Source organism: Algoriphagus lutimaris (assembly GCF_017051705.1).
GTDB classification, from domain to species: domain Bacteria; phylum Bacteroidota; class Bacteroidia; order Cytophagales; family Cyclobacteriaceae; genus Algoriphagus; species Algoriphagus lutimaris.
On sequence record NZ_JAFIDJ010000001.1, the window covers coordinates 2,567,198 to 2,591,904 of the forward strand.

The 24,707-nt window shown below is 39.7% G+C and carries 21 protein-coding genes and 5 tRNA genes; 13 read left to right on the forward strand and 13 right to left on the reverse strand.

The annotated features are described in order from the left end of the window. Window positions 1-12 precede the first annotated feature (12 nt). Genes JYB62_RS10555 through JYB62_RS10570 form a run of 4 tightly spaced genes read right to left on the reverse strand, consistent with a single transcriptional unit; the run spans window position 13 to window position 4,402 of the window. Window positions 13-570, reverse strand: coding sequence for a gluconate 2-dehydrogenase subunit 3 family protein (locus tag JYB62_RS10555; protein ID WP_205645329.1), 558 nt, complete (start codon window positions 568-570; stop codon window positions 13-15). 17 nt (window positions 571-587) lie between these two features. After that, complete coding sequence (locus JYB62_RS10560; protein ID WP_205645330.1) at window positions 588-2,267, reverse strand: GMC oxidoreductase; 1,680 nt, start codon at window positions 2,265-2,267, stop codon at window positions 588-590. Between the two features lie 26 nt (window positions 2,268-2,293). Then, window positions 2,294-3,169, reverse strand: a complete 876-nt coding sequence (locus JYB62_RS10565; RefSeq protein WP_205645331.1) for a hydroxypyruvate isomerase family protein — start codon at window positions 3,167-3,169, stop codon at window positions 2,294-2,296. Between the two features lie 6 nt (window positions 3,170-3,175). Then, window positions 3,176-4,402 (reverse strand): nucleoside permease, encoded by a 1,227-nt coding sequence (locus JYB62_RS10570; RefSeq protein WP_205645332.1) that lies wholly within the window; start codon window positions 4,400-4,402, stop codon window positions 3,176-3,178. Window positions 4,403-4,653: 251 nt separating this feature from the next. On the opposite strand from JYB62_RS10570, the gene JYB62_RS10575 reads away from it, so the two are divergent. From JYB62_RS10575 to JYB62_RS10590, 4 genes are all read left to right on the forward strand, one after another. Beyond that, window positions 4,654-5,823, forward strand: a complete 1,170-nt coding sequence (locus JYB62_RS10575; protein ID WP_205645333.1) for a Gfo/Idh/MocA family protein — start codon at window positions 4,654-4,656, stop codon at window positions 5,821-5,823. Between the two features lie 83 nt (window positions 5,824-5,906). Next, entirely contained in the window at window positions 5,907-6,959 is a 1,053-nt protein-coding gene (locus tag JYB62_RS10580) for a sugar phosphate isomerase/epimerase family protein (RefSeq protein ID WP_205645334.1), read from the forward strand. Window positions 6,960-6,982: 23 nt separating this feature from the next. After that, window positions 6,983-7,411, forward strand: coding sequence for a c-type cytochrome (locus JYB62_RS10585; RefSeq protein WP_205645335.1), 429 nt, complete (start codon window positions 6,983-6,985; stop codon window positions 7,409-7,411). Between the two features lie 7 nt (window positions 7,412-7,418). Beyond that, window positions 7,419-8,162, forward strand: coding sequence for a 3-keto-disaccharide hydrolase (locus JYB62_RS10590; RefSeq protein ID WP_205645336.1), 744 nt, complete (start codon window positions 7,419-7,421; stop codon window positions 8,160-8,162). A gap of 37 nt (window positions 8,163-8,199) precedes the next feature. Here JYB62_RS10590 and JYB62_RS10595 read toward each other — a convergent pair whose 3' ends face one another. Next, entirely contained in the window at window positions 8,200-8,841 is a 642-nt protein-coding gene (locus JYB62_RS10595) for an SH3 domain-containing protein (RefSeq protein ID WP_317194654.1), read from the reverse strand. A gap of 217 nt (window positions 8,842-9,058) precedes the next feature. On the opposite strand from JYB62_RS10595, the gene JYB62_RS10600 reads away from it, so the two are divergent. From JYB62_RS10600 to JYB62_RS10625, 6 genes are all read left to right on the forward strand, one after another. Then, a tRNA-Lys gene (locus tag JYB62_RS10600) sits at window positions 9,059-9,131 on the forward strand. 131 nt (window positions 9,132-9,262) lie between these two features. Continuing rightward, window positions 9,263-9,336, forward strand: a tRNA-Pro gene (locus JYB62_RS10605). Between the two features lie 42 nt (window positions 9,337-9,378). Continuing rightward, window positions 9,379-9,452 (forward strand) — tRNA-Arg (locus tag JYB62_RS10610). 82 nt (window positions 9,453-9,534) lie between these two features. After that, window positions 9,535-9,607 (forward strand) — tRNA-Lys (locus tag JYB62_RS10615). 55 nt (window positions 9,608-9,662) lie between these two features. After that, window positions 9,663-9,736: transfer RNA gene (locus JYB62_RS10620), tRNA-Arg, on the forward strand. A gap of 110 nt (window positions 9,737-9,846) precedes the next feature. Continuing rightward, on the forward strand, window positions 9,847-12,411 hold the full coding sequence (locus JYB62_RS10625; protein WP_205645338.1) for a M1 family metallopeptidase: 2,565 nt from the start codon (window positions 9,847-9,849) through the stop codon (window positions 12,409-12,411). A gap of 3 nt (window positions 12,412-12,414) precedes the next feature. Here JYB62_RS10625 and JYB62_RS10630 read toward each other — a convergent pair whose 3' ends face one another. Then, the gene (locus JYB62_RS10630) at window positions 12,415-13,035 is read right to left on the reverse strand and encodes an LON peptidase substrate-binding domain-containing protein (protein ID WP_205645339.1); all 621 of its coding nucleotides are present in this window, start codon (window positions 13,033-13,035) and stop codon (window positions 12,415-12,417) included. 97 nt (window positions 13,036-13,132) lie between these two features. Beyond that, complete coding sequence (gene gap / locus JYB62_RS10635) at window positions 13,133-14,137, reverse strand: type I glyceraldehyde-3-phosphate dehydrogenase (RefSeq protein ID WP_205645340.1); 1,005 nt, start codon at window positions 14,135-14,137, stop codon at window positions 13,133-13,135. Between the two features lie 256 nt (window positions 14,138-14,393). Here gap and JYB62_RS10640 point away from each other — a divergent pair, with 256 nt between their 5' ends. Then, window positions 14,394-15,260, forward strand: coding sequence for a S1 family peptidase (locus JYB62_RS10640; protein WP_205645341.1), 867 nt, complete (start codon window positions 14,394-14,396; stop codon window positions 15,258-15,260). Window positions 15,261-15,311: 51 nt separating this feature from the next. On the opposite strand, the gene JYB62_RS10645 is transcribed toward JYB62_RS10640, so the two are convergent. From JYB62_RS10645 to JYB62_RS10665, 5 genes are all read right to left on the reverse strand, one after another. Further along, on the reverse strand, window positions 15,312-17,540 hold the full coding sequence (locus JYB62_RS10645) for an NADP-dependent isocitrate dehydrogenase (protein WP_205645342.1): 2,229 nt from the start codon (window positions 17,538-17,540) through the stop codon (window positions 15,312-15,314). Between the two features lie 189 nt (window positions 17,541-17,729). Further along, window positions 17,730-18,527, reverse strand: coding sequence for an amidohydrolase (locus JYB62_RS10650; RefSeq protein ID WP_205645343.1), 798 nt, complete (start codon window positions 18,525-18,527; stop codon window positions 17,730-17,732). Beyond that, window positions 18,524-19,078 (reverse strand): peptide deformylase, encoded by a 555-nt coding sequence (gene def / locus JYB62_RS10655; RefSeq protein ID WP_205645344.1) that lies wholly within the window; start codon window positions 19,076-19,078, stop codon window positions 18,524-18,526. Before def ends, JYB62_RS10650 begins: the two co-directional genes overlap by 4 nt. Then, window positions 19,075-19,488: a Holliday junction resolvase RuvX gene (gene ruvX / locus JYB62_RS10660; protein ID WP_205645345.1), complete on the reverse strand. Its 414-nt coding sequence runs from the start codon at window positions 19,486-19,488 to the stop codon at window positions 19,075-19,077. Before ruvX ends, def begins: the two co-directional genes overlap by 4 nt. After that, a complete protein-coding gene (locus tag JYB62_RS10665; RefSeq protein ID WP_205645346.1) occupies window positions 19,488-20,246 on the reverse strand; it encodes a hemerythrin domain-containing protein in 759 nt (252 codons plus the stop codon). The genes ruvX and JYB62_RS10665 overlap by 1 nt, the downstream gene beginning before the upstream one ends. Before the next feature lie 165 nt (window positions 20,247-20,411). Between JYB62_RS10665 and JYB62_RS10670 the strand changes: the two genes are divergently transcribed. After that, window positions 20,412-22,061 (forward strand): S41 family peptidase, encoded by a 1,650-nt coding sequence (locus JYB62_RS10670; RefSeq protein WP_205645347.1) that lies wholly within the window; start codon window positions 20,412-20,414, stop codon window positions 22,059-22,061. Window positions 22,062-22,204: 143 nt separating this feature from the next. Then, window positions 22,205-22,639 (forward strand): VOC family protein, encoded by a 435-nt coding sequence (locus JYB62_RS10675; protein ID WP_243431505.1) that lies wholly within the window; start codon window positions 22,205-22,207, stop codon window positions 22,637-22,639. Between the two features lie 52 nt (window positions 22,640-22,691). On the opposite strand, the gene JYB62_RS10680 is transcribed toward JYB62_RS10675, so the two are convergent. Beyond that, a complete protein-coding gene (locus JYB62_RS10680) occupies window positions 22,692-24,650 on the reverse strand; it encodes a M1 family metallopeptidase (RefSeq protein WP_205645348.1) in 1,959 nt (652 codons plus the stop codon). Between the last annotated feature and the right edge of the window lie 57 nt (window positions 24,651-24,707).

The window sequence follows — 24,707 nt, forward strand, 5'->3', positions numbered from 1 at the left end:
ATAGTTTAATTATTAAATCGCGTACGCTTTATCCCCTGAGTTGTAAGGAATACATGGATCGTATCTACCAGGAACTTCTATATAATTCAATGCTTGAGTTGCACCAATCTCTGAAGTAAAATAACCTAGTACAGTAAGATCCTTTAACATGTAGATGATTTCAGGTTTTCTATCCCCACTGGCTTTGGCTGCTTCATACATCTTATTCAAATAAGCTGTTCTATCCTCTGCAGAAGCCTCCGCGAATGGTTTACCATATTCAGCTTTAAACTCTTTGTTGATGGTATTCAATCCATCGACAAAAGTTTTCTGTTGGTTTGCATCATAGCAATCCTTCACCATCATTACCATAAAGGAACCAATACCCACAGCTTTTGCACCAGGAGTATCTGTAGTTGGGATAATGGTATCTCCAAGTTCATCGAGGAAAGCAATATCCTCTGGCATGAAATCAAGTCCTTCGATTTGATACTCAGGAGTACAACCCGTGAGGATGGCGGTAGCACCTACCATTGTTCCTCCCATCATTAGGACAACGCTTTTCAATGCGTCTCTTCTATTCATAGTCATAGTTTCCGTCGTTTAAATTAGAGATTTCCTTTTTTCAATTCATCTACTGCAAATGCTGCAGCTCTAGCAGTCAAAGCCATATAAGTAAGAGATGGGTTTACTGCAGCTGCTGAAGTCATACAAGCTCCATCAGTTACAAAAACATTCTTCGCTTCCCATACCTGATTGTTTCCATTCAGTACAGAGGTTTTAGGATCTCTACCCATTCTTGCAGTCCCCATTTCATGGATACCTTGACCAAAGGTATATCCGGCATCCCATTGGTTTACATTTTTAAATCCGGCAACTTCCAACATTTCAGCTGCATCAGCCATCATATCCTTACGCATTTTAAGTTCATTATCCTTAATCTCTGCGTTCATCACCAATGCTTCCATTCCCCACTTATCTTTGACAGTATCACTTAATTTGATGGTATTGTCATGATAAGGCAGAATTTCACCAAATGCGGTAATACCCATGGACCATGGCCCTGGTTTTGTAAGGGCTTCTTTCAATGGGGCTCCAAAATTGATTTCAGCTACATCTCTACTCCAACCACTTCGGCTAGCTCCTCCTTGATAACCAAAACCTCTCAGGTAATCCCGCTTGTCTCCATTGACATTTTGGAATCTAGGTATATAAAGTCCAGTTGGTCTTCTTCCGAAGTAATATTTATCATCATACCCTTCCATAGTACCACTAGCACCTAGACGAAAATGGTGATCCATTACATTATGTCCAAGTTCTCCGGAGCTACTTCCTAATCCACCTGGCCAAATATCCGTAGCAGTTCTCATTAAGATCGCTGTGGAGTTGAAAGCAGATGCACATAAGAATACCACTTTTGCATCGTACTCTACAGTTTGATTGGTCTCTGCATCCAATACTTCTACCCCTGTTGCTTTCTGAGTATCTTTATCATAGATCAATCTTCTTACAATTGACCATGGCCTTAAGGTCAAATTTCCGGTAGCTACTGCAGCAGGTAAAGTAGATGCCTGAGTACTAAAATACCCCCCGAAAGGACAGCCCAAAGAACACTTGTTTCTGTATTGACAGCCCGGTCTTCCAGGAAGTGGCTGGGTAATATTGGCAGGTCGACCAATAGTCCAAGTTCTGGCTCCTTTATAATGTTCTTTAATTTTTGCTGCCGCATCCTTTTCAACACAATTCATCGGCATAGGAGGCATAAATTCGCCATCAGGCAATACATCTAAACCATCCTTGGAACCGGAAACCCCAGCAAACTTTTCAACATATGAATACCAAGGTGCTATATCTTTGTATCGAATCGGCCAATCCACAGCAATTCCTTCTTTAGCATTTCCTTCAAAGTCCAGGTCTGACCATCTGTAGGACTGTCTTCCCCAAAGTAGAGAACGACCTCCTACTTGATACCCCCTGAACCAGGTAAATGGTTTTTCTTCCACATAAGGAGATTCATCCTCATGCGCCCACCAATCCAAATTCAATTCATTCAGAACATAGTCCCTTCTCAAGTTTGGATGGTTTTCCAACTGTTCTTGAGTTCTTCTACCTCTATGTGGCACCTCCCAAGGGGCAAGGGTAGCCGATTTATAATCCTTGACATGTTCTACCATGGGGCCCCGCTCCAATAGGAGGACTTTGAGGCCCTTTTCTGTAAGCTCTTTTGCAGCCCAACCTCCACTTATCCCGGAGCCAACTACAATTGCATCATATGCTTGATTTGCCATAAATATGGTTTTGTTAGTTATTTGGTTTATACATCACAGATTGCAACTCCCTCTGCAAGGGAGGCCATTTTATCTTCTTTTTTAGGTATGAATTCATGTGAAACATACCCGTCAAAGCCAGTTTCATAGATGGCTCTCATTACTGCTGGGTAATTAATTTCCTGATCATCACCAAGTTCATTCCTACCAGGATTTCCTGCTGTATGATAATGACCGAAATATTGATGGTAATCTTTTATGTTTCTGATCAAATCTCCTTCATCAATCTGCATATGGTAGATATCAAACAACAATTTGAAGTTAGGACTATCCAATCTTTTACATAATTCAACTCCAAAAGCAGATTTGTCACAGAGGTAATCTTTATGATTGATTTTACTATTCAACAATTCCATTTGGATCATGATCCCATGCTTCTCTGCCAAAGGCAAGATTCTTTCCAAACCTATCTGACAGTTTTTTAAACCGGTTTCATCATCCATTCCTCTTCTGTTACCGGAGAAACAAATAAGATTTTTATAACCTGCTTCTGCCACCATTGGAATCATCTTGGTATAGTTCTCTACCAATTGATCATGGTATTTTACTTCTCCAAACCCTTCAGTCAAACTTATTTCAGCGCCATTACACATGGATGAATCCAACCCATGCTTCTTTAGGGTATCCCATCCGTTTGGTCCTATTAGATCCACGCCTTTAATTCCGATCTTCTTGACCTCTATACAAAAATCTTCTAAACTATAATCACGAAAACACCAATGACATACTCCGTGATTGATATTTCCTTTTAAAGCTTTAGGCTCTTGTTTCATTTCAAAGGATGATAGGGAGCCAAATGCGGCACCACCCAGAATTAATTTTTTGAAAGAATCTCTTCTTCCGTTGTCAATAGGTTTGGACATTTTGAATTATTGTAGGGGTTGAACTCGCTCTTTCTTAAAAAGTGCCGTGAAAAGTAACAAAACCATTACAGAAATACCAGAAGGAATCAACCAAATTGACTTCCAATCATGATTCCCAGCCAAATCTGCATAATTCTCAGAAATCAAACCTGCAATCCAAAACCCTATCAGCATCCCAACACCATAAGTAGCTAAAGTAATCATTCCTTGGGCTGAGGATTTGTATTTCTCCCCTGCATGGGAGTCAGTATATATCTGACCGCTCACAAAAAAGAAATCATAACAAATCCCATGCAATGCAATCCCAATTAATAACATCCAAACTCCTGATTCGGCATCTCCAAAAGCAAATAAGAAATACCTCACTGCCCAGGCAAACATTGCCAGCATCAAGGTTTTTTTCACTCCAAACTTTGAGAAGAAAATAGGAAGGGCCAACATAAACAAGACCTCAGAAACCTGACCTAATGCCATTTTGCCTGTAGAATTTTCTAAACCAATCTCAGTCAAAAAGGGACTCGTGTTTTGGTAATAAAATGCCAAAGGGATACAAATCAGAATAGAACAAACAAAGAAGATTGCAAAATTTTTATGTTTCAGTAAAGACAACGCATCTAACCCTAAGGCTTTTGAAATCTCAAATGGACCCGAGTCTTTCCCTTTTGGAGGTGTTTTAGGCAATGAAAAACTATAAACTCCAAGAAGCATTGACATTGCAGAAGCCATTAACAAGGTGTTCTCGAGCAACCCCTGGCTTAACCCTTCCTGGCTATCCCAACCAAAAAAACTAATGATAAACCCTGCCGTAATCCATCCCACAGTACCCCAAACCCTAATGATAGAAAACTCCTTTTCAGGATTGGACATTTGGTTAAATGAAATGGAATTTACCAAAGCCAAAGTTGGCATAAACAATATCATATAGCCCAAGAGGATCGGGAAAAAGAGACTAAAGTCACTGGTCTTGTAGAGCCAAAACATTAAGGCTCCTCCAATAATATGAATCAACCCTAAGATTTTCTCAGCATTAAAATACCTATCGGCAATCATCCCAACTATAAAAGGGGCAATGATCGCTCCAAATGATTGGGTGGAGAAGGCCAATGAAATCTCCGAATCCTTTGCCTGTAAATTCGTTCCAACGAAGGTTCCTAATGTCACGAACCATGCCCCCCATATGAAAAATTCTAAAAACATCATAAAAGAAAGCTGGAACTTGGTCTTGAGTATCATTTGAGAAAGTTTGGGGATAAACGGGTTGATTCTATTTAAAGGGAATTTTAAAGTTTTGGCAAATTGCCGTATTTTAAGCCCCTGATTGATAAATCAAACATCGGGTAAAGTGGGGATTATTAACAGCCATTCATAACTCGATGAGGCAATTAATCAATTAATGGTTCGCCTCAATTAAAGTATCAAGGAATTTCAGCATTTAATCAATTATTTCAAAAAGTTAAACCCTCAAAATAAACTCTCTTTTACCCATGTCAACAACAAAGAAACTAAAACTTGGATTAGTCGGAGGAGGCCCCGGATCATTTATTGGCGCTATTCATTTAAATGGAGCATTGATGGACGGAATGTTTGAACTTGCCGCTGGGGCATTTAGCTCAGACCCCGAAAAGTCCAGAATTAGAGGAGAGGAATTAATGCTTCCTCCTAATAGGGTTTATGGAAGTTATGATGAGATGTTTGAAAAGGAATTGGAACTTCCCGAATCCGAACGGATTGATGTGGTATGTATTGTCACCCCAAACAATGTGCATTTTGACCCGACTATAAAAGCACTGAAATATGGATTTCATGTTGCACTTGACAAACCCTTGACCTTAAATTATCAAGAGGCCAAAGAGCTTTATAAGGCGGTAAAAGCCTCAGACAAGTTATTCCTGCTTACCCATACTTACTCAGGATACCCAATGATCAAACAAGCCAAGCAAATGATTGCAGAAGGCCAAATTGGAGAGGTAAGAAAAGTATATGTGGAATACCCACAGGGGTGGCTTTGGAAATTGCTTGAATCGGAGGAAAATAAACAAGCTGCTTGGAGAACAGACCCAACAAAAAATGGATTAGCGGGTTGTATGGGTGATATTGGAACACATGCCTTTCACATGGCTGAATACATTACTGGGCTAAAGGTAAGCCAACTTTGCGCAGACCTTTACATCAAAATAGAAGGCAGACCTATTGATGATGATGGAGTTGTGTTGATGCGGTTTGAAAATGGAGCTTCCGGTGTGTTGATGGCTTCTCAAACCGATACAGGAGCAGAAAACAATTTGAAAGTTCGTGTGTATGGAGATAAAGGTGGTTTAGAATGGGAGCAAGAGCTTAACAATTCTCTACTTGTACGTTGGCCGGACCAACCTGATCAAATCTACAGAGCAGGAACAGGTTATTTAGGATCCTTGGCAAATGAAAATACCCGAACTCCTGCAGGTCATCCTGAGGGATATGTCGAAGCCTTTGCTAACTTGTACCGAAATTTCGCAAGGTGCATTTATGCTCAACAGAAAGGAGAAACCCCTAAACCTGAATGGGAGGATTTCCCTGGAATAGAAGATGGAATCAGAGGAATGGCGTTTATTGATCATGTTTTAAAAAGTAATAAATCTGATCAAAAATGGACTCCATTCATCGTTGAAAAATAAAATTAAATAAACTCAAAAATTCAAACCTTAACCCAAGTCTTACTTCTGAAAATATTTTGACTTGGAAAAAACCAAATTTGAAAATGAAAACTATAAAAGGACCCGCCATTTTTCTTGCACAATTCGCAGACGACAAGGCTCCATTTAACAATCTTGAAAACATTTGTAATTGGGTAGCAGGCCTTGGATACAAAGGCGTTCAAATCCCCACCTGGGATAGTCGCTTGATAGATCTCCAAAAAGCTGCTGAAAGTAAAACTTATGCTGAGGAGGTAAAAGGAATCGTAGAAAATGCTGGGATGCAGATAACGGAACTATCTACTCACCTTCAAGGGCAATTGGTGGCAGTTCACCCTGCTTACAATGAATTATTTGATGGTTTTGCACCAGCAGAGTTAAAAGGGAATCTTCAAGGCAAGACTGAATGGGCAATCCAACAATTGAAGTATGCAGCTAAAGCTTCCCAAAACATGGGATTAACAGCTCATGCGACATTCAGTGGAGCCTTAATGTGGCATACCGTTTATCCTTGGCCTCAAAGACCAGCAGGGTTGGTAGACACAGGCTTTGGAGAGTTAGCAAAAAGATGGACTCCAATTTTGGATGAGTTTGATGCCAATGGTGTGGATGTATGTTATGAACTTCACCCAGGAGAAGACCTTCATGATGGAGTGACTTTTGAAATGTTCTTAGACAAAGTCAATGGACATAAGAGAGCCAATATCCTATATGACCCAAGTCACTTTGTCCTTCAATGTTTAGACTACTTACAATTCATTGATTTTTACCATGAAAGAATCAAAATGTTTCATGTTAAGGATGCTGAATTTAATCCTACCGGTAAGCAAGGTGTCTATGGAGGTTTCCAAGGTTGGGTAGAAAGAGCTGGACGTTTCCGTTCTTTAGGAGATGGACAAGTGGATTTTGCTGGTATATTTAGCAAACTTTCTCAATACGATTTTGATGGATGGGCCGTTCTCGAGTGGGAATGCGCAATTAAGCACCCTGAACAAGGAGCTGCCGAGGGGGCACCATTTATTGATTCACATATTATCAGAGTTACAGAAAAAGCATTTGATGATTTCGCTGGTGTAGGCGCCGACGAAGCATTTAACAAGAAAATTTTAGGAATTTAAATACCCATATTAATCAAATAAAAATGAAAATCACAAAACCGTTAAACCTAGGACTTGCAGCATTGGCAGGATTGGCATTTGCTTGTGGTGGTGGAGAAAAATCAACTGACACTTCAACTCCTGCAGTTTCTGAATCAAAACCAGCTGAGCCAGCACAAGAAATGAGCCTGGAAGATAAGTACAAGGATGACCCTATCTATATCAAGGGAATTGCGAAGGTTAAAGCTTCTGACTGTACTTCATGCCATATGGTAGAAAGAAAAATTGTTGGCCCTTCTTATGCGGATGTTGCAGCAAAATATGAAAGCACTGATGAAAATATCACCATGCTTGCTGAAAAGGTAATTGCTGGCGGTGTAGGCACTTGGGGAGAAGTCCCAATGCCTCCTCACCCTAACTTGAGCCTTGAGGATGCAAAAGACATGGTCGCTTATGTTCTTTTGCTAAAGTAATTCAAGTATGAAGAGAAACTATTTAGCAATTGCCGCTCTGGCAGGAATGTTAGCCTCTTGTTCAGGAGAAAAAACTGTGGAAACCGAAGCTGAAGAGGCTACGGAAGTTAAAGAAGATGCATCTGAATGGATTTCCTTATCCGATGGAGCCACCTTTGATGGTTGGCATAAATACGGAGGCGGAGAAGTAGGAAAAGCCTGGAAAATCGACGAAGAAGGAGCAATATACCTGGATGCAGTCAATAAAGATGGATGGCAAACTGGAGACGGTGGTGACATCGTCACTGATGAAGAGTTTGATAATTTCCACTTCAAATACGACTGGAAGATAGCTCAGAATGGAAATAGTGGCGTCATGTTTTATGTTCATGAGGCACCAGAATACCAGTATCCTTGGAACACGGGTCCAGAAATGCAAGTATTGGATAACGAAGGACATCCAGATGCTAAGATCGTTAGCCATAGAGCAGGTGACTTATATGACTTAATTGTAAGTAGCGAAGAGACTGTAAAACCTTTTGGTGAATGGAATCATGCTGAAATCATAGCTGATCATGGCAAACTTGAGCTAATCCTTAATGGAACAACAGTGGTAAGCACTACCCTTTGGACTCCAGAATGGGAAGCACTCATTGCAGACAGTAAATTCAAGGATATGCCAGGCTTTGGCACCTTTAAGAAAGGACGAATTTCATTGCAAGATCATGGAGATCTGGTTTATTTCAAAAACCTCCTCATCAAAAAGCTATAACATAAAAAAGCTCCCGAATTAAGTTCGAGAGCTTTTTTTATAACCTAGTCACATTATCCTTTTTGATGTATGCTTTTTGATTTTTCCATTCCACTTCATACCAAATATCTTTACTGGATTTAATTTTTACTCGGTGGCCAGGCTCCACTCGATCGACTAATTCCCCCCCTGCTGTAGGCTTAGAAACGATCATGGTAGGACTTTGCGTAATTAAAGCTGTTTTCGGGGCCTTCAAAAAGTTATTCGCAACAAAAATCAAAAGGATCAATAATAGAGAGGGCCAATAAACTCGGGATCCTGAAGCTCCTTTACTATTGGTCCATAATAGAATAAGAGATATCAGAAGGAATACACTTAAGAGCCCCACCATAATTTCCTGATACTCCACTAAAAACAGGATAAATCGCTCTGAATCACTTACCTCATAGCCTACTAGGTTACTCTGCCCTGTCAGGCTTTTAATCTTGCTAATGGTCTGAGTATTTGGACTGAGGTCGTAATATTTACTCAAGTAAAGTGTCGCATGTTCCTTGTCTCCTATCCCCTCAGAAATGAAGGACATTTTCAGTAACATCGCAGGAGAATAAATTCCTAGTTGATAGTTTTCCTGGTAAATTTCCATCGCTTCCTTATAACTTCTTTGTTGAAACAAAGAATCTGCTATTTCTATACCTTTCACATCTGCCTGACAATTAAAGCTTTGCAAAAGGAAGATAAAAAATATGAAAAGTTTTGTGAGAAAGATTGAATTAGGGTTTGGCATTTATAAATCAGTAGCTTAAATTTGCAGTCCAATTACGACAATGATCTGGCAAAAAGCAAGGCTAGGGAGTCAATTTGAAAGTATAAAAATCACATTTTGGTGGTTAAAATCTCTGAAATATTTCAGACAACATGATTCCGTAGCTCAGCTGGTAGAGCAATACACTTTTAATGTATGGGTCCTGGGTTCGAGCCCCAGCGGGATCACTTCTAATTGAAATCAATGGGTAGGGCGAGAAGCCTGTCCCGATAAGCAAAGCGATATCGGGAAGCCCCAGCGGGATCACTTGATTTAACTTGCAAGGAGTTAAAACTTATTTGAGTTCATAAAAAAGTTTCGGGGTGTAGCGTAGCCCGGTATCGCGCCACATTTGGGATGTGGAGGTCGTAGGTTCGAATCCTGCCACCCCGACTTTATTTACCTTTAATTATCTTTGGTAATTAATTTTATCCAGGTCCTGTAGCTCAACTGGATAGAGCAACTGCCTTCTAAGCAGTAGGTTTCAGGTTCGAGTCCTGACAGGATCACAAGCAAGCGGAATAACGTTCCGCTTTTTATTTATAGATCGTACAAGCATTTGTTGCCAAAATATCAGGTAACAATAAAAATGATTCCGTAGCTCAGCTGGTAGAGCAATACACTTTTAATGTATGGGTCCTGGGTTCGAGCCCCAGCGGGATCACTCTGAAAATCTAGCCACTCTGGCTAGATTTTTTTGGTTAAATCAACCTTTTCCAGGTCTTGTAGCTCAACTGGATAGAGCAACTGCCTTCTAAGCAGTAGGTTTCAGGTTCGAGTCCTGACAGGATCACAAACAAGCAATCTCAAAGATTGCTTTTTTTGTTTCCATACTTCCTAAATCATCCCTTGGTTCATGGATTTTCTCTTGCGAATCCATGGATTTATGTAGAATGTTGGATTATGAAAAATCTGCTGGCATTCCTCCTTTTGATCCTAATTCTTTCTTCCTGCTCCAAGAAGGTTTCAGACGAACATTTTTACGATCCGGGAATCTCCTTGGAACTAGCAAAATACAGAAAGCAGCAGGTATCAGACCTTCATTACACATTGGACTTCTCTATCCCTAAGGAAAAAGACGCTCCCATCCAATCAGAATTACAGTTAAGCCTATCTATTTCCAATCTTGACCACCCTCTAATTCTGGATTTCAATGAAAAACCTGAAAACATTAAATCTATTTCGGTAAATGGAAAGAGTAGTCCTATCGTACATCAAAAGGCGCATATTATCATTGACCTCGCATTTTTAAAATCAGGTTCCAACCAAATCACTATTGAGTTTACTGCCGGAGACCTTTCCCTAAACCGAAATGAAGACTATCTGTATACGTTATTAGTTCCCGATCGGGCTAGTACCTTATTTCCTTGTTACGACCAGCCAGACTTAAAAGGAACCTATAAATTAAGCATTAAAGCCCCCAAAGAATGGGAAGTACTAGCAGGTGCACCAGAGATCAATTCAACCCAGGAAGGAGCATTTATAAGACATGAGTTTGGTCCCTCAGACCTTATGAGTACCTATCTCTTCTCGTTTGTGGCAGGTGAGTTCAAAACTGCCAATACCATGGAAGGATTCCCCCAAAAGATGCTGTACAGGGAGACCAATCCTGAAAAAATTGAGGCAAGCATTCCAGAGGTGTTTGAGCTTCATCGTAAATCCAAAGAGTTTTTAGAGAACTATACAGATTATCCATTCCCTTTTCAAAAGCTAGACTTCGCCACCATTCCTATTTTCCAATATGGAGGAATGGAACATGTCGGAGCAATCCAATACAGGGAGTCTGCTTTATTTTTGGATGAAAACGCCACCGACTCAGAGCTGCTCAGCAGAGCAAAATTAATTGGTCATGAAACTGCCCATATGTGGTTTGGAGATTTGGTTTCCATCGAATGGTTTAATGATGTTTGGATGAAAGAAGTATTCGCTGGATTCATGGCTGGCAAAATAGCAAATCCTAACTACCCTAAAATAAACCATGATTTGGCATTTTTAACTTCAAACTATCCAGCTGCATATGGAGAAGACAGGACAGCGGGAACCAACCCTATCAGACAAAATTTGCCTAACCTGAAAGATGCAGGTTCTCTCTATGGCAGCATCATCTATAGCAAAGCTCCAATTATGATGAGACAGCTGGAAACGGCCATGGGAGAAGAAGCGTTTCAGAAAGGAATTCAAGCCTATATTAAATCGTTCGCCAATGGCAATGCCAATTGGAATGACCTAGTCACTTTATTGGACAAAGAGACTCCCTTAGACCTCCAAAAATGGAGTGACATTTGGGTGAATCAATCAGGAAGACCTGTTATCACTGAACAAATTTCCTTTGCTCAGGACGGCACTGTTTCAAGTCTTTCCATTTCTCAACAAGCGGAGGATGGATCCAATAAACTTTGGTCCCAGTTGTTTGACATTACCTTGGTTTACCCAGATCGTCAAATAACTATTCCGGTTTCCATTGAAGGCAAAAACTTGGTAATTGAGGAAGCTAAAGGCCTTGAAAAACCTGAGACTATATTATATAACAGCAATGGTCTTGGCTATGGAGTATTCCCTATTGACCAGTCCGCCACCGCTGGATATGCTCAACTCAAAGATGAGGTCATGAGAGCCCATGCCTATATCAACCTCTATGAAAACACCTTATTGGGCAATATACCCGCTGAAAACACCTTAAATGTCATAAGAGAAGGTATAGTAACAGAGCAGAATGAAATCCTAATGAGATTATTGTCTTCAGAGGCTAATAGTATCTTCTGGACCTATCTATCTGAAAATTCAAGAGCGCAGATTTTACCTGAATTTGAAAACCAAATTTGGAATCTTTTACAATCAGACCTAGCCGCCAACATCAAAAAAAGTTTATTCTCTTTATACAGTGGAATTGCTTATTCTAAATCAGGAATTGAAAAACTTTATAGTATTTGGCATCAGGATCTAGAGATTCAAAACTTAAAGTTGAACCCAGACAACTTTACAAATTTGGCGATGACTTTGGCACTTTATAATCACCCAGATTCAGAAGCTATACTAGAAGAAGAAAGAAATAGAATTTCCAATCAGGATAAGCTTAATCGTTTTGACTTTTTGAGACCTGCCTTATCCCAAAATAATGAAGAAAGAGATCAATTATTTGAGTCTTTTAAAGATGCAAAAAACCGAGAAAAAGAATCATGGGTATTGGCTGCTTGTAGTTACATACACCATCCAATACACCAAGGTCATAGCGTAAAATACGTCCCACTTTCCTTGGAGCTATTAGAGGAAATTCAGAAAACCGGAGACATATTCTTTCCAAAAAGGTGGATCAGCAGTACAGTGGGCCAATACACTTCAGGAGAGGCAGCAAATGATGTGACTAATTTCCTTAATGATCATCCTGACTTTAATCCGATTTTAAAGAATAAAATTCTTCAGGCAACAGACGACTTGATGCGTGTGCAAAAAATTGCAAGCAAGAAGTAGTGATCAGAAATTTAAGGGATCAAGGTGTTTAAAATGTCCATTTTGCCTGATTTTCTTTTTCGCTTCTTCTAAGGCTTTGATGGCTGGGATCATTCTCTTGAAATGTCTGATCAAATAATCCACTCGTAAGCTTTCTGAAGGCATGATCAACAGTTCAAGCTCCTCCTCAATCTTCAACCCTATCTTATGAGCATAGGTGAATGAATTAGTGTTTTCCGGGTTTACTTCTACCTGATGGTTTAAAAGATAAAGCATTTCTTTTAGGTAAAATAAAAATTCGAAGTATTGAACATTGGTAAGACTGGGGTCATCTTCAAGGTATTCTACCTCACCTCCAGCATACAATTTACCTTCCATTGGATTTTGAAAGTCTTTGATTTTAAAAGCCTTCAATCCAATGGTTCGTATATCCAGTCTCCCATCGTCATATCGATGATGAATTGCTTCTAGCTTCACCTCTGTCCCGAAGCCTGTTAAATTATCATTATAAACACAAACACCAAAGGTCTGGTCGTGCTCACTGATATCGGAAATAAGCTGTTTATACCTAGGTTCAAAAATATGAAGATTGAGTTCTTCACCCGGAAATGCAACTAACTTTAAGGGAAACAACGGCATTTTCATAGCTCATCTTTTTTAGGATAAACGCAACAAAACACCTAGAAAGTTTTATTCTAAAAGCATTTTAACAAAAAAGCCGGTCTAGGACCGGCTCTTAAAATTATTTAGAAGCAATAAATGCTAACAAGTCAACAACTTTGTTGGAATAACCCCATTCGTTGTCATACCAAGAAACAACTTTCACGAAGGTGTCAGAAAGCTGGATACCCGCTCCGGCATCAAATATAGAAGTTCTTGAATCACCAATAAAATCATTGGAAACCACTTGATCTTCAGTATAACCTAAAACTCCTTTCATAGTAGTTTCAGATGCTTCTTTCATTTTCGCACAGATTTCCTCATAAGTAGCAGCTTTCTTCAATCTAACTGTCAAATCAACGACAGAAACATCTGGAGTAGGAACTCTGAATGCCATACCTGTCAACTTACCATTCAATTCAGGAATCACTTTACCTACGGCTTTAGCAGCACCAGTTGAGGATGGAATAATGTTTTGACCTGCGCCACGTCCACCTCTCCAGTCTTTTGCTGAAGGACCGTCTACAGTTTTCTGAGTTGCAGTAGTCGCGTGAACAGTTGTCATCAAACCTTCTTCAATACCGAAGTTATCATTCAATACTTTTGCGATTGGAGCAAGACAGTTAGTAGTACAAGATGCATTGGATACGAATACCATGTCAGAAGTGTAAGCATCCTCATTTACACCCATTACAAACATAGGGGTATCATCCTTAGAAGGAGCTGACATAATTACTTTCTTAGCACCGGCATCAATATGCCCTTGAGCAGTTTCTTTGGTCAAGAATAAACCAGTAGATTCTACTACATATTCTGCACCTACTTCATCCCACTTAAGGTTGGCAGGGCTTCTCTCAGCAGTAACTCTGATTGCATTGCCATTTACTACCAATTTACCATCTACTACTTCTACAGTACCTTTGAATTGGCCATGAGTGGAGTCATACTTCAGCATGTATGCCATGTAATCCACATCAATCAGGTCATTGATACCTACTACTTGGATATCATCTCTTTCCTGGGCCACTCTAAAAACTAGTCGACCGATTCTTCCGAATCCATTAATTCCAACTTTAATTTTGCTCATAATTTATATTGATTAGCGTATAGGTTTGATTTTTCAAACATTTCCCCTCAGGCATGCCTCTTTTGGCTAAAAGTGGCTGAGGGAGGGCTAAGTTATTATAAATAATTGGCTAGCCCAAACAGATTGCATACCAAGGAAAACAGAAAGCCCACTTTTTGAAAATCAATCGATTTCGAAGTCATAAATATTTCCCCAAAACAAGTAGAAAAATCCACTATTGGAAGAAATGGCTATTTTCGGGTAAAGACTTTACATCATGTTTGCAAAAGCCATCCAAGAAGTAGCTGGATTTACAAGAGCCATTCACTCCATTTCTAGAAATTTCAATTCCCATCAAGTTCAACGTGGTTCTGCCACCTTATTTTTCGTCAATGATCAAGGATATGCATTAACCTGCAAGCATGTGGCTCAATGGCTTTCACAAGCTGATCAAATCAACAAGTTATACTCCCAGTATCTAAAAGGAAACCATGATGGTCAACAAACCAAGCAATTGGCCTATCAATTTGGATTAGCTACTGATAAAACCGCAGAAATGCGAGTTACTTTTGTGGATTGTGTAGACCACCTCAAAAACCTGAAAATACATATTCATCCTGAATACGATTTGGCCCTGATTAAATTTGAGGGGTTTGATAAAAAATTGTATACGAACACTCCTCGATTTTTAAAAGACACCCATTCCATCCACCCCGGAGAAATGCTCTGCAGACTAGGGTTTCCTTTTCCAGAGTTTTCCAATTTCCACCTTAACTTGGAACACAACATTTTGGAATGGATTAATACCGGAAATGCAAGATCTCCCCGTTTTCCTATTGAAGGCATGGTCACCCGATTTTTAGGAGACAAACAGGGAAAAGTTTATGGAATTGAAATGAGCACTCCTGGACTAAGAGGACAAAGCGGAGGACCACTTTTTGACAAAGAGGGAAGAATTATTGGTATGCAAAGCCGCACCAAACACTTACATCTTGGGTTTGACATTGAGGACAAATCCATCATAGTCCAAGGTAAAGAGAAGAAAATCAATGATTACTCTTTTATCCATTTAGGAGAATGTATTCACGTAACTGTGATCAAGGAATTTCTCCAGAAGCATCAGGTCTCATTTAAAGAGGCATAAAAAAAGCCCCGATTAAAATAAATCAGGGCTGTTATTTTTGATTAAGAGAACTTATAAGCTCTCAAGCACTGCATTAAAGGTTGCACTTGGCCTCATTGCAGCCGAAGTCAATGCTTCATCCGGCTTGAAATAACCTCCGATTTCATTTGGAGAACCTTGGCTTCCATTAAGTTCCGCTACAATCTGTTCTTCGGTTTCGGTCATCTTTTGAGCGAAAGGAGTAAACTTGGCTTTCAATTCAGCGTCCTTATCCTGTGCCGCTAGAGCCTGAGCCCAGTAAAGTGCCAAATAGAAATGACTCCCTCTGTTGTCCAGCTTACCTACAACTCTTGCAGGTGACTTATCATTTTCCAAGAATTTTCCAGTAGCTGCATCTAAGGTTTCACCCAACAATAAAGCTTTATCATTATGGAATGTTCTTCCTAAATGCTCCAATGAAACTGCTAATGCTAAGAACTCACCTAAAGAATCCCATCTTAAATGGCCTTCTTTTACAAATTGTTCTACGTGCTTTGGAGCAGATCCTCCAGCACCAGTTTCAAACAAACCTCCACCATTCATCAAAGGAACGATGGAAAGCATTTTTGCACTGGTTCCAACCTCCAAAATAGGAAACAAATCTGTCAGGTAATCTCTCAGCACATTTCCTGTTACTGAAATCGTATCCATTCCTTCTTTGATTCTTGCCAAAGAGAAATTGGTAGCCTCCACTGGAGACATAATATGAATTTCAAGACCATCAGTATCATGATCTAGCAAATAGGTATTTACTTTTTTGATCAACTCTTGATCATGCGCTCTTTCTGGATCTAACCAAAATACTGCTGGAGTAGCAGATAATCTCGCTCTGGTCACGGCAAGCTTTACCCAATCCTGAATAGGAGCATCTTTCGTCTGACACATTCTCCAGATATCACCTGCTTCCACTGGATGCGAAAGAACAACTACTCCATTTTCGTCCTTCACTTCTACTGTTCCAGCTGCAGTTATCTCAAAAGTTTTGTCATGAGAACCATATTCTTCTGCCTTTTGAGCCATTAAACCCACATTTGGAACGCTCCCCATGGTAGATGGATCGAATGCCCCATGCTTTTTACAGAAATCAATGGTTGCTTGGTATACTCCTGCATAGCTTCTATCAGGGATAATTGCCTTGGTATCCTGAGATTTCCCTTCCTTATTCCACATTTGTCCAGAAGTACGGATCATGGCAGGCATAGAAGCATCAATGATCACATCACTAGGCACATGCAAATTGGTAATCCCTCTATCAGAATTTACCATGGCCAAATCTGGGTTATCCGCATAGCACGCATCTATATCAGCTAAAATTTCAGCTTTCTTATCTGCAGGAAGCTTTTCAATATTTGCTAGCAAATCGCCAAAACCATTGTTCACATCTACACCAAGCTCCGCAAAAGTAGTAGAATGCTTTGCGAATACCGGTTCGAAGAATACTTTCACAGCATGTCCAAAAATGATAGGATCAGACACCTTCATCATGGTTGCCTTCATATGGATAGAAAACAATACCCCTTTCGCTTTGGCATCTGCTTTCGCCTTCTTTAAAAAGGCTTTCAATGCAGACACACTCAAAGTAGAGGCGTCAATTACTTCACCTTCTTGAAGCTTGAGTCCCGATTTCAAGACCTCTTTACTTCCATCATCCTTTTTAAGTTCAATGGAAACAGTAGCTGCTTGAGTCATGGTATGGGATTTTTCACTTCCGTAAAAATCCCCCTCTTCCATACTATCTACATGAGATTTTGAATCAGCAGACCATTTCCCCATGGAATGCGGGTGTTTCTTCGCATAAGCTTTTACAGCCTGGGGAGCTCTTCTATCCGAATTACCCTCTCTTAAAACAGGGTTTACCGCAGAACCTTTGATTTTATCATATTTACGTTTAACGGTCTTTTCTTCTTCCGTTTTTGGCTCTTCAGGATAATCTGGAAGTGCATACCCTTTGGCTTGTAATTCCTTAATAGCCGCTTTCAATTGCGGAACTGAAGCAGAAATATTTGGAAGTTTAACAATATTCGCCTCTGGAGTTTTAGCTATATCTCCCAATTCTGCCAAAGCATCTTTCATTTGTTGCTCTGGTTTTAGGTATTCCGGGAAGTTTGCGATAATTCTACCAGAAAGTGAGATGTCTCTCGTTTCTACTTGCACACCAGCAGAGCTAGTAAATGCTTGAACAATTGGAAGTAAAGAATACGTTGCTAGGGCTGGCGCCTCATCTGTTAGCGTATAAAGGATTTTTGGAGTCTGGTTACTCATGGTTTGATCAGAATTCTTAAAAAGATTGGTAAGACCTTGCTATAGCTCATGAATTTCATTTTGCTTCAAATTTCTCTTGATATCAAGAAAACTTAGAACAGGGTCAGGAAATTTTGCGGCTAAATTACAGAAAATATCCTTGTTTCAAATCCGGTTCATACAATGAGATGGACCCTTCGTCAAAGCATTTTACCGAATTGTGAATTTATCGGCATCTCTCCAAGCAGGAAATTTCTCCCGATATCTCTCTAATTCATCGGCATGTAGCTGAAAAACCTGGATTTCTTCAGACTCTCCCAAATGGGTAATTACATCTCCTTTGAAATCATAACAAGCGGAATGTCCTACATATTCAATTCCATTTCCGTCCCGCCCCACTCGATTTACACCTGCCACATAACTGAGATTCTCTATCGCTCTAGCAGGCAATAGTGCATCCCATGCGGAAGTCCTCACTCCAGGCCAAGAAGCTACATAAAAAAGAAAGTCATAGGAAGCCCCTTCTTCCGTCCAAACATTTCTGGAGTAAACGGGAAACCGGAGATCATAACAAATCTGAGGGCAGATCTTCCATCCTTTTAAGTTAAAAACAGGCAGTTTCTTTCCGGCTGAGAATGTTTCATCTTCTTTGGCCATTCGAAATAAATGCTTCTTATCGTAGGTGGAAATTTCCCCCTCGGGAGTTACCCAAAGAAGGCGATTAAAATAATTTCCTTTATCTGAAATAATGGCACTTCCTGTAATGACTGCACCAGACTGGGCTGCCACCTGTTTCATCCATTTACAAATGGACAAATTCATCGGTTCCGCTAACTCAGAGGCATCCATACTGAACCCAGTAGGAAACATTTCAGGAAGAACAATTAAATCTATTTCAGAAGGAATCCCCCAGAGTTTTTCCTCCAGCATGGCCATGTTGGCTGTTTTGTCTTTCCAAAACAAGTCTGTCTGAACCAGCGCTATGGACAATTGGGGGGATCGGCTCATTTGAGCGGGTATATCATTCTGTAATCAGTAGATACTTTTCCTTTGCTGACATCAATCAACTTTGATTTCATCAAACGTTTTTTCAGGCCTTTCAGGTAATCTACAAATAGGATTCCCTCAAGGTGATCGTATTCATGCTGGATCACTCTGGCAGTCATTCCTGAAAACTCTTCTTCTTTCAAGTTCCAGTTTTCATCGAAGTACTCAATGGTCAACTTCTCAGGCCTGGTGATTTCAGCCCTAACATCAGGAATACTCAAACATCCTTCTTCAAAGCTGTAATCATCACCATATTCATCCAAAATAATGGGATTGATAAACGCTCTTCTAATTCCCACCTCCTCATCTTCTTCATCAAGCATAAGAGTACTGTCAATCACAAAGAGTCTAACTCCTTGATTGATCTGTGGAGCTGCCAATCCAACACCGCTGGCATTATCCATAGTAGCAAACATATCCTTGATCAAGGAATCAAGCTCTGTTCCCTCATTAATTTCTTCCGCCTCTTTCTTCAAAATAGGATTCCCGTAAGCAACTATTGGGTAAATCATTGTCTTTCTAAATACGATTGTAAAATAATCGCTGCACTTACCTTATCCAGGTTGCCAGCTTTTTCGCGACGATCTTTCTTTTTACTTCCCATGGCAATCATACTTTGCATGGCCATTTTAGAGGTAAATCGTTCGTCTATTAATTCAATTTTTTGGCTTGGAAAGTTTTTCTCCAATAGCTCTTTCATAGCCATCACCTTAGGTGTCATTTCATTATCCTGCCCATTCAAGCGGGTAGGCAAGCCTAACACCAACGTATCCACTTCTTCTTTGGAAATATAGGTTTTGATGTAGTCCAACAACTTGAAGGTTTCAATGGTTTCCAAAGGATTAGCCAACATCTTAAGCGGATCTGTAACAGCCAAACCAGTTCGTTTGGTTCCTAAATCAATTGCGAGAATTCTAGGCATCAGTTGGTCCTTATTTTATTTCGGATTTTCCTTAGTGCCTCTCTTTCTAATTGAATGGCTTTTGGAAATAGCAACTCATCTTCAATTTGGGCATGGATGGTAAGCTCTCTTTCAAAATTCTGAAGTTCGTGATATAATACCTTCATGGTCAGTGGAGCATTTTCCGGAAGGGAATAATCTTTGGTTAATTTTCTGATCCCCTCCATCTCATCATCATGGACCTCATGCATTTCTGCCAGTAAATGGATTGGATCCTTCTTTAACACTTTTATTGCATCCACGATACTGTAATTACCTTCCTCAACATCTTGCAAAAGCTTAATACGGTTAAATAAACCGCTTTCTTCTTCATGAATATGATGAATGAAGTCCTCTACAAATAAGGGGAACATAATTCTCAAATCAGCAATCAAGGAAGCATATTCAGGTTCTGGGGTAATTCCTGAAATGATATTTGCTAGAAAAGGCAACTCCTGTCTTACAAAAAAATAATGCTTCCTCTTCAAATAGGCTACAAGAACTTCTATGGGATTGAGATATAACTCTTCATTGGTCGGCTCTTTTCTCAAAGCCCATTCCTCCAACTCTGTAATTAATTGATTAGGATGTACTCTATGCTTTTTGCAGACTGTCTCTAATGACTGCGTTTGATATTGGTAGAAGCTAATTCCAAAATAATGCAACACCGCTGCAAAAACATAGTTTTCAGACACCAAATCACCTACTAAAGCTTTATTAAATCCATTTTCAGCTCCCATGTCACAAAAATAATTTTTTTTAACAGAAAAAAGGGGAATAATTTGGATCATTATCATCCCCCCTCGTATAAACATTCGTTAACTTTATCAAAAGTCACTATCAAAACACTAGCTTATTATGCTAGTTTATAAATCAATAGCAATAAATTAAAGAAAGGCATAGACGTGAGCGAGACAAAAAACACGAAAGCGCAAATTAGACTTCCAATCATATTGGCTCTGGCTATTTCAGCTGGAATCTGGATTGGGGCCACTTTTGCTGAACCCAAGAGTAATCAAAATGACCTGAGAGCTGCCCTATATAAGCTTCAGGAAATCATGACATATATCAATAGGGACTATGTAGATAGTGTAAATACCAATGAGCTGGTAGAGTACGGGATTACAAAGATGCTTGAAAACTTAGATCCCCATTCAAGCTACATCCCTGCCCGAGACGCATCTTTGGCTCAATCCCAGCTAGACGGAGAGTTTGATGGAATTGGAGTTGAATTCGGAATCATCAGAGATACTATTTATGTGGTCGCTCCATTGACCGGTGGACCTTCAGAGGCACTTGGTATACAATCAGGTGATCAGATTATCACAGTGGACGGCAAAACAGTTGCAGGGATAGGAGTAACCAACCGAGATGTTTTTGATCTTCTTAGAGGACCAAAAGGGTCAAAAGTCACTATAGATATCAAAAGGAAAAATCAGAGTGAATTAATTCCTTATGAAATCACTCGAGATAAAATCCCGCAATATAGCATCAATGCTTCCTACATGGTCAATGATGAAGTTGGGTATATAAAAGTAACGCGTTTTGCAGCTACAACTTATGATGAGTTCAGAACTTCAATTGAAGATTTAAAGTCTAAAGGAATGCAAAAATTGATCATTGACCTTCAAGGAAATCCTGGAGGTTATATGGGTGCTGCAATTAACATGGCTGATGAATTATTGGGCCAAAGAGCGTTGATTGTATCTCAAGAAGGAAAAGTAGATCAATACAGCCAAAAAGCCTTTGCCTACAAACCAGGTCTATTTGAGGAAGGTCCAGTGATTGTCTTGATCAACGAAGGAAGTGCATCTGCATCTGAAATTCTTGCCGGCGCAATCCAGGATAATGATAGAGGTTTGATCGTGGGAAGGAGATCATTCGGTAAAGGATTAGTCCAATTACCAATAGATTTATCAGATGGTGCTGAATTGAGACTGACCATTGCCAGATACTACACCCCTTCTGGCAGATCCATTCAAAAGCCATACGGAGCTAATTATGAGGACTATGAAAAAGACTTTGTCAAGAGATTCGAACATGGAGAATTCTTTTCTGCAGATAGTATCACTTTCAACGATAGTTTGAAATATGAAACTGCCAAAGGTAGAACTGTCTACGGTGGCGGAGGAATCATGCCTGATTATTTTGTTCCGTTGGACACTACTCAAAACAGCGTTTATATCAATAGATTATTCAACTCAGACTCCAATAGAGAATTTGTTCTAGAATATGCGAACGATCATAAGGATCAATTTGCAAACATGTCTGTAGAGGAATACCGGGATGAATTCGAAGTAAGTGACGCCATGTTGAAAGATCTTGTTGGTATCGGAGAGAAAAACAAAGTCAAATTTGACCAGGAAGATTTCAACAAATCAAAAGACTATTTGAAGATTCTGGTAAAAGCGCACTTGGGCAGACAGTTGTACGATGATAGTGCCTTCTACATGGTAGTAAATGATATCAATGAAGTGTATGTGCAAGCACTAAAGCTTTTTGACCAGGCAGAAAAAATAGCCATGGCAGAAGACCTAAGCGATGTAGAAGAGTAAATGCCTATACAGCCAATTAAAGAGCAATTCGAAAGAGTTGCTCTTTTTTTATATTAAATTTTCCTTTCAAACCTTTCATAAATGTATGACATTGAATTTCAATTTTACTTTAAACAATTTAGCCTCAACTAATCAATAAGCTGATGAAAGCCCTTTTAACCTTCCTCCTATTTTCTGGAATCATCATGACATCATTTTCGCAAATCAAAGTCAATCACATTGCGGTCCATGTTTCAGAATTAGAAAACAGCAAAAAATTTTATGAAAACATTGTAGGCCTCAAAGAAATTGAAGAGCCTTTTAAAGATGGCCTCCACGCTTGGTATGACATAGGCAGTGGAGCCGCCCTTCATATCATTGAAGCTCCAAACACCCCTTCTGAGATCTCCAAAGTCAACCATCTTTGTTTCAGCATGGAAGACATGGACTCATTCATTCAAACGTTGAAAAATGCTAATTATCCCTTCGAAAGCTGGTTAGGTGAAAAAGGGAAGGTAACGATTCGAGTGGATGGAATCAGACAAATTTATATTCAAGACCCCGATGGAATGTGGTTAGAGATCAATGATGATTATTGATCTAATCTAGAAAGCAAAAAATAGCCCGACTGATGAATCGGGCTATTTTTTTTTAGTTATCGTAAATCTCCTGAGGCCAGCTATCATTGCCTAAGTTGACATCTGGAAGAATCTTATCCGGATCCAATACCACAGATTTCACTTTCTTATCTGTTTTGATGATATGGTTCCAAGTGTCACCTCTTTGCCAAATCTCTACCGGTAAAGTAAATCGCTCTTTTGAATCATCTTCATAGGTCACCTCAAACAAAACAGGCATCGGGATGTCTCCTTTGTTGGAAATACTCAACAAATAATTTCCAGTATAGGGGAACACGCCATTGATTCCCAAATCAATATTTCCATTTCCATAAAACCAACCTTGCCAAAACCATGAAAGGTTTTCACCACCTACATTTTCCACGTGATTAAAGAAATCGGAAGGTTGAGGGTGCTTATAAGCCCAAGTTTTGATATAGGATTTGAACGCATTATCAAATCGCTCTGGACCCAAAATATATTCTCTTAACATAATCAACCCAATAGCAGGCTTGTTATAGGCTACCATCCCCAAATTGGAAGTATTTGCTACATCTGGATAAGTATCAATTCCTTCTCTGGTTTCGCTATTGAAATAATTTAACGATCTTCTGGTTTGCTGTAATCTGGAAGGATATTCTCCATTATTGAAAGCCAACGTGCTATAGTGGTTGATAAAGGAGTTAAAACCCTCATCCATCCAAGCATATCTTCTTTCATTTGAACCTACGATCATTGGAAACCAGTTATGACCAAATTCGTGGTCAGTCACGCCCCAAAGGCCTCTACCTTTGGATCTAAAATGACAGAAATTCAAGCCAGGATATTCCATCCCTCCAATTTCAGCAGCCACATTGGTCGCGGTAGCATATGGGAATTCAAACCAAGTTTCAGAATAATATTCAATGGATGCCTTGGAATATTCAGTAGATCTTGACCAAGCTTCGACTCCATCCGATTCTTTTGGATAAACTGATTGTGCCAAAATCTTTTTCCCACTTGGAAGATTGATCTTAGCTGCATCCCATATAAAGGCTTTAGAAGAAGCAAAGGCAATGTCTCTGCTGTTTTCAATAGCAAAATGCCAAGTAACCATTCCCTCTTGCTTAGGCCTGGTTAGTTCGGTATTTCCAATTTCTTCAGGAGAAACCAAATATACTGTTTCATCGCTTTCTTTTGCCTTTGCATAACGATCCTGAAGCTCTTTACTCAACACCTCTTTCGGATTCAACAACTCCCCTGAACCTACAACAATATGGTTGTATGGGACGGTAATTTTGTAATCAAAAGCCCCATATTCCAAATAGAATTCACCGGCTCCAAGGTAAGGCTCTACATTCCATCCCTCGATTTGATCAAATACAGCTACTTTAGGATACCATTGAGCCAATGCATAGATGGTTCCATCCTCCACTTCCAATCTCCCCATTCTATCCATCCCTTTCTCAGGGATTTTGAAAGAAAAATTCATAGAGACGGTAGCTTTTCCACCTTTTGCTGGAATGGGCTCTGCAAACCAAACTTGCATTCTGGTATCAGAAATAATATGCTTGTTTGAAACTGCTCCTTTGGAACCCACTTTTGCGGAAACATTGCTGATATCAAAACCACCATCAGTATCTCCATTGTACCTATTTCCCTGAATAGGCGTAGTCAAGGTACCTCTTGAATCTTCCTTAAACCTATTTTGCTCCAATTGCATCCAGATAAAATCTAGTCTCTCCGGGCTATTGTTGGTATAGGTCATGATTACCTGTCCTGTTAAGGTATGAGCTTGGTCGTCAAGAGTAGCTTCAATTTGGTAATCGGCCGCATTTTGCCAGTACCCAACGCCTGGTTTTCCGGATGCCGTTCTCGAGTAGGAACCTCTTCGATCCATAAACTCTCCAAAAATGCTTTGATTATTTTCTTTTACCTCTTGGGCAAATGAATTGGACACTTCCGCAAAACCGATTCCGGCCAGAAGAAGTGATAACATCAGTTTTCTTTTCATACTACTTGTTAAATAATAGGCACTAAAAATAAGGATATCCTTTGGAACACCCAGTTT